Source organism: Immundisolibacter sp., assembly GCF_041601295.1.
Taxonomy (GTDB): Bacteria; Pseudomonadota; Gammaproteobacteria; order Immundisolibacterales; family Immundisolibacteraceae; genus Immundisolibacter.
Genome location: NZ_JBFIII010000138.1, coordinates 1 through 5,528 on the forward strand (window position 1 = coordinate 1; position 5,528 = coordinate 5,528).

General features: G+C 61.8%; 5 protein-coding genes and 1 pseudogene. 2 read left to right on the forward strand and 4 right to left on the reverse strand.

The window, feature by feature from the left end:
• Nucleotides 1-135: 135 nt before the first annotated feature.
• The 4 genes and pseudogenes from ABZF37_RS13335 to ABZF37_RS13350 form a co-directional block, all read right to left on the reverse strand.
• Complete coding sequence (locus ABZF37_RS13335; RefSeq protein ID WP_372720729.1) at nucleotides 136-1,527, reverse strand: HlyD family type I secretion periplasmic adaptor subunit; 1,392 nt, start codon at nucleotides 1,525-1,527, stop codon at nucleotides 136-138.
• Between the two features lie 70 nt (nucleotides 1,528-1,597).
• Nucleotides 1,598-3,319, reverse strand: a complete 1,722-nt coding sequence (locus ABZF37_RS13340) for a type I secretion system permease/ATPase (protein WP_372720731.1) — start codon at nucleotides 3,317-3,319, stop codon at nucleotides 1,598-1,600.
• A 270-nt stretch (nucleotides 3,320-3,589) separates the two neighbouring features.
• Nucleotides 3,590-3,874, reverse strand: coding sequence for a DUF427 domain-containing protein (locus ABZF37_RS13345; RefSeq protein WP_372720733.1), 285 nt, complete (start codon nucleotides 3,872-3,874; stop codon nucleotides 3,590-3,592).
• Between the two features lie 634 nt (nucleotides 3,875-4,508).
• Nucleotides 4,509-4,625: pseudogene (locus ABZF37_RS13350) on the reverse strand (transposase); the annotation flags it as partial.
• 193 nt (nucleotides 4,626-4,818) lie between these two features.
• Between ABZF37_RS13350 and ABZF37_RS13355 the strand changes: the two are divergent.
• Nucleotides 4,819-5,004, forward strand: coding sequence for a hypothetical protein (locus ABZF37_RS13355; protein WP_372720735.1), 186 nt, complete (start codon nucleotides 4,819-4,821; stop codon nucleotides 5,002-5,004).
• Nucleotides 4,994-5,299 (forward strand): type II toxin-antitoxin system RelE/ParE family toxin, encoded by a 306-nt coding sequence (locus tag ABZF37_RS13360; RefSeq protein ID WP_372720737.1) that lies wholly within the window; start codon nucleotides 4,994-4,996, stop codon nucleotides 5,297-5,299. Before ABZF37_RS13355 ends, ABZF37_RS13360 begins: the two co-directional genes overlap by 11 nt.
• Nucleotides 5,300-5,528 lie beyond the last annotated feature (229 nt).

Below are 5,528 nucleotides of genomic sequence, written 5' to 3' on the forward strand. Positions count from 1 at the left end.
GCAGAGCGGAGCGGGCCGCCAGATAGGTCGAGTCATTGCCCAGGGCCGCCAGATACGTGTCCAGAAGATCGATCGCGCCGACCGTCGGCGTGCCCAGCGACAGCACGCACACAGCAAGCAGTGGAGCTTTGCGCATCAGGCTTCCTTGAAAGCGTTGGACAGGCGCCGCACCACCGGACGCATCAAGTACTGCATGAAGGTGCGCTCGCCCGTCTTGATGACGATCTCCACCGGCATGCCCGGTTGCAACACTCTTGCGCCGAGCGTCTTCATGCCCTCGGGAGTGATGGCGACCCGCGCCAGATAGTGGCGGGGCACGTCATTCTGTTCCACCACCAGATCGGCAGAAACCGACGTTACGTTGCCATCGAGCATCAGGTTCGGGTCATCAATGAAGGCGGGGCTGCGCACGTTGACGGCAAGCCCGGCATGCACCCGGTCGATCATCTGGGGCGCAATACGCGCCTCGACAATAATCGGCTCGTCCAGCGGCACGATGTCCAGCAACCGGGCACCGGCGGGAATGACGCCGCCTACCGTGGTCACCGCCAGATTCACCACAAATCCATCGACCGGCGCACGGATGATGGTGCGCGCCAGATCCTCGGCGGCCATGCGTTCGTGTTGTTCAAGCACCTCGACCTCGCGGGTCGTGTCGGCCAGCAGCTGCTCCACTTCGCGCTGATACTCCTGGCGTCGCTGGGTCATGCGCAGCTCGGTTTCCGCAAGATTGCTCTGCGCGGTGCTGACGTTGGCGGCCAGGCCGCTGACCGCGCCGCTCAGTTCGGCGGCGACGCCTTGCTCCTCCAGCCAGCGGTTGCGTGGCAGATAGCCCTCGCGGGCCAGATCGCCAGTCCACTTGAGCTTCTCTTCCACCAGCTTCAGTTGGGCTTTCTTGGCGGCCAGCTGGGCGCGCAAACCGCGAATCGCGTCCCTGATGGCGGTGCTGTTCTGAGTCAGGATGTCGATGTCGCCCTGCAGGGCTCTGCGGCGGGTCTCGAACAGCTGTTCCTGAAGCCGTGTTTTCTCGCGCACCTGGGGGTCGGCATCGGCAGCGGCGATGACATTGGGATGAAAAACAATCCGGTTCGCGCCCGTCTGCTCCGCTTCCAGCCGGTTCTGTTGGGTTCTCAGAGACAGATATTGCTGCCGCAGGGCTTGATGGGTGGTGCTGGCCAGGGTCGAGTCCAGGCGCAACAGAATCTGCCCGGCGGCTACTTTTTCCGCTTCACGAACCTGAATGGCGCTGACGATGCCGCCGGTCAGGTGCTGCACTACCTTGCGTTTGGTATCCACAGACACAATGCCCGAGGCCGGCACGCCTTCGTCCAGTGGCGCAAACAGCGCCCACAGAAAAAATGCCAGCAGCCCCAGCATCAACAGCCACACACCACGGCGCACGGAGCGGGCCGGATTGTTGACGTCGGCCAAGACGATATCTACCTGTGCCTGCGACAGGCTCGATTCGGCGGCGGGTTCCTTGAGGGTGCCCAGCTTGTCTGTCAGCCATTTGCCAATCGTGTTCATCCGCTTGCCTTGACCTGTGTGGCGCTTCGGCGCAATGAGGCGGCCAGCGTACGGCTGCCCCGTCGCGCCGCTAGCTTTGACTGGCGATGGCCGCCTTCTTTTCCTGGGCAGCCTGCGAAAGTGTCGCCAGAACCTGTTGCCGTGGGCCAAACAGCTGCACGGTACCGTCTCGCAACAGCATCAACAAATCCACCGCCGCCAGGATGCTGGTGCGATGGGTGATGACGATCACCGTCCTGCCGGCTTCTTTCTGTGCCACTACCGCCTGAACCAGCGCTGCTTCGCCGGCGTCGTCGAGGTTGGAGTTCGGCTCGTCCAGCACGATCACGGCGGGTTGGCCGTACAGTGCGCGGGCCAGTGCAATGCGTTGCCGTTGGCCACCGGAAAGAAAGCTGCCGCCAATGCCGATGGACGTGTCGTAGCCATCCGGAAAACCCAGAATCATGTCGTGGACGCCGGCTTGTCGGGCGGCTTCGATGACCTTGTCCGGCTCCGGATCGCCGAATCGGGAAATATTCTCGGCGATGGTGCCTTCGAACAGCTCGACGTCCTGAGGCAGGTAACCGATGTGGCCGCCCAGCTGTTCCTTGTCCCAACGAAAGATATCGGCGCCGTCCAGACGCACCGTGCCGGAGGTGGTCGGCCACACGCCGACCAGCAGGCGGGCCAGGGTTGATTTGCCCGACGCGCTCGGGCCCACGATGCCCAGAATGCTGCCCGGCTGGATGGCGAACGACACGCCCTTGATGATTGGCGTCCGGCCTCCCGGGGCGGTTGCCACCACGCCCTCGACCGCAAGCTGCCCCTTGGGCGCGGGCAGTGCCATGCGTTGCTCGCGTTGCGGATACTCGCCCAGCAAGGCGTTCAGTCGCTGATAGGCCGTGCGGGCCGAGATCAGGTGTTTCCAGGACGAAATCAGCTGTTCGACCGGGGCCAGCGCCCGGCCCATCAGGATGGAAGCGGCAATCATGGCGCCAGCCGACACATGGCCCTGCACCGCCAGCAAGGCGCCCAGGCCCAGAATCAGCGACTGCAAGCTGATGCGGATAAATTTGCTGACCGCCGTCACCTGGCTGGCGCGTTCGCTGGCCAGCGCCTGCAGGGCAAGTACTTCCTGGTGCTTGACGTGCCAGCGTGCCCGCACCCGCAGCAGCATGCCCATCGCCTCGATCACTTCGGCGTTACGCAGGTTGTTGGCGGCGTAGTTGGACGCGCGAATCGAGGCGGCGTTGGCCTGCGACAGTGGCCCACGGGTTACCCATTCGTTTATCAGGGCAAGGATGATCAGCAGCGCCGCGCCTATCGTTGCCAGCAATCCAAGCCACGGATGCAACAGGAAAATAACCGCCAGATAAATGGGAAACCACGGCGCATCGAAAAACGCGAACGCACCGCTGCCGGTAAAGAACTGCCTGACATGCGTCAGGTCATTGAGCGACTGGCTCGGGCTGGCGCCTACCCGGCGCAGGTTGGCCTCGAACGAAGCGGTGAACACCCGCGCATTCATCCGGGCGTCGAACAGCGAGCCGGCCCGCACCAGCAGCTGCGACCGCACCCACTCCAGACCTGCCATCAGCGCATACAACCCCAGCACCACCACCGTCAGCATCAGCAAGGTTGATTCACTACGGCTGCTCAGCACCCGGTCATAGATCTGCAACATGTAAATCGCAGGCACCAGCAGCAGCATATTGATGATGAAACTGAACCCGCCCGTGGTCACGAACAAGCGCCGCAGCGAAAACAAAGCCTCCGCCAGCTCGGATTGCGGGCCGCTGTCCTTTATGGCCATTTTTTTACTCCCACGGGACGCCGCTCCTGCACGGGCGGGCGCGATGCTGATATGCCATACGCGCCGGGGCGTACTGTACTGCGAAGCAGCCGGTGACTCGACGCCGACCGCCATCGCCTGAAAAGCCGCTCATGGTTTGGAACTTACGCCCTGGAGAATGCCTTGCACGGTTAACGGTGCGAGCACCGGCGTGCTTGAGCGCCGGGTGCCGCCAAACCTGGAGGAACCAGTAATGTCGGTGGACCACGTTCGCCGCTACCGGGCGGCGGACTAGGACTCCGTGACTTCCACGCCCCGCCAGAAGGCGACCCGGTCCTTGATCTGTTCGGCCGCCGTCTTGGGCTGCGGGTAATACCAGGCCGCGTCACCATTACGCGCGCCGTTGACCAGTAAGGAGTAGTAGCTGGCCGTACCCTTCCACGGACACACCGACGTGGTGGGGCTATCCTCCAGCAGCGCGCGGTTGACCGATTCGGGCGGGAAATAATGATTGCCTTCGACCACGACCGTGTCCGACGACTCGGCAATAACCTGTCCGTTCCAGATGGCTTTCATGGTCATGACTCCAGACTGTGCTTGGGCGGTTGCCAAGATAGCTTACCGTCCCGGTTTTGTGGGCAGGGCATAACCAGCGGTATTTGCCCAAACACACCACCGGCTGGCGCGCAGCCGATTCAGTTCGAGGTGCCGCGGGCAGACTGGAGAACCGCAGATCTATCCAGCGCTTCCGTAGCAAATCGGCATCGTCCTGTATCAAGCAAGGACGGAAACGCCCTTTCGCAGTGCGGCTGCGCAGGTAGGTGCGACTAACCCGACGTCGCCCATAAGCCTTGGGAGCAATAGAGGAGTGATATTGAACTGTAGGGCTTGACCTCTAGGGAAGCGCTGAATAAATCCGCCCTGGATTTGTCAGCGCCCGTCATCGGAAAAGCGTGGTTTTCCGATGACTCACAAAATCAGTGACTTACAGCCACAGATTTTGGCAGCGCATCCCTGCGCTGCGGGAGCCGCTGAATAAATCAGCGGTTCCCTAGGTTGTTCGGAAATATCCGAGCCTGGCCCCTTCGAACTTTTTGCCGTTGTCAGTACGGATGATCTTGGGTAGGCAGCACTGCCACACCAGGCGATCCAGCAGCCCGTTCAGACGCTTGGCGTCCGCGACCTCCAAGCCGCTGAACTCGCTGCGCTAGAGGTAATAGCTGGCTTCCGAAAAGCCGTGGCGTCGGCACGTCTCTTTCACGGGCAGCCGGGCCTCGGCTTCCTGCAAAAAGCCAATAATTTGCTCTTCCGAGAAACGCCTCTTCACGGCTGATCTCCTCGCGTCATGGGATCAGACTCTAAACGCTACCACTGCTCAATCTTGGGGGGCGTCGATCATGACCACAAGACCAGTGCCGGGGGGTTAGAATCCAGGTCAGGCATCGGGGAAGGCTCGGTAGGTCCCGGTGCGGTGACGCAAGGTGACAGGACGCATCGAAGATGAAGATACGGAGTGATTCATGGCCAGCGTAAAAGATGCTGCCCGGCAACTGATCGAGCAACTGCCCGACCAAGTCACCTGGGACGACATCATGTATGAGTTCTACGTAAAGCAAAAGATCGACGCAGGCCTGGCCGATATTGCAGCCGGCCGCACTCACGCGCATGAGGACGTAAAAGCCGAGCTGCTCGGCCATGCCGATTAGGTGGGCCGAGCGTGCCCGGACCGATGTACGGGACTTGCGGTCGTATATCGCGCAAGACTCGCCATACTATGCGCGGCAGTTCGTGGCACGGATATTAAGGGCGGTCGATAAACTCGTCGATCATCCGAAAATCGGACGGCTTGTGCCAGAGGCTGAGCGCGAGGACGTGCGTGAGTTGCTCGTTCAGCCCTATCGCATCATTTACGTGGTCCAGTCCACTACGATCCACATCGTCACCGTCGCCCACGGCGCGCGCGATCTTGCGCGCATGCAGCTAGCGCCATGGGAGGGGTGACGTTCATCGTCGGTCTGCGCCCGTCCATGTCGAAGGGAATGACCACAATATCCGCCTGAGGGGGTCAAGGTGGGTAAGGGGTCAGAGTTGTTAGCTTCCACCCGTTTACGTGGATGAGGTGCTGCGCCGACGTCCCCCCGCTTTCAGTAGCGGGGCCGTTTAGAGTCCGGGGTTAGGGTAGCCGATCTCGGCCATCTGTTTGGCGTAGGCGGCGGGCGTCAGCCCGCCC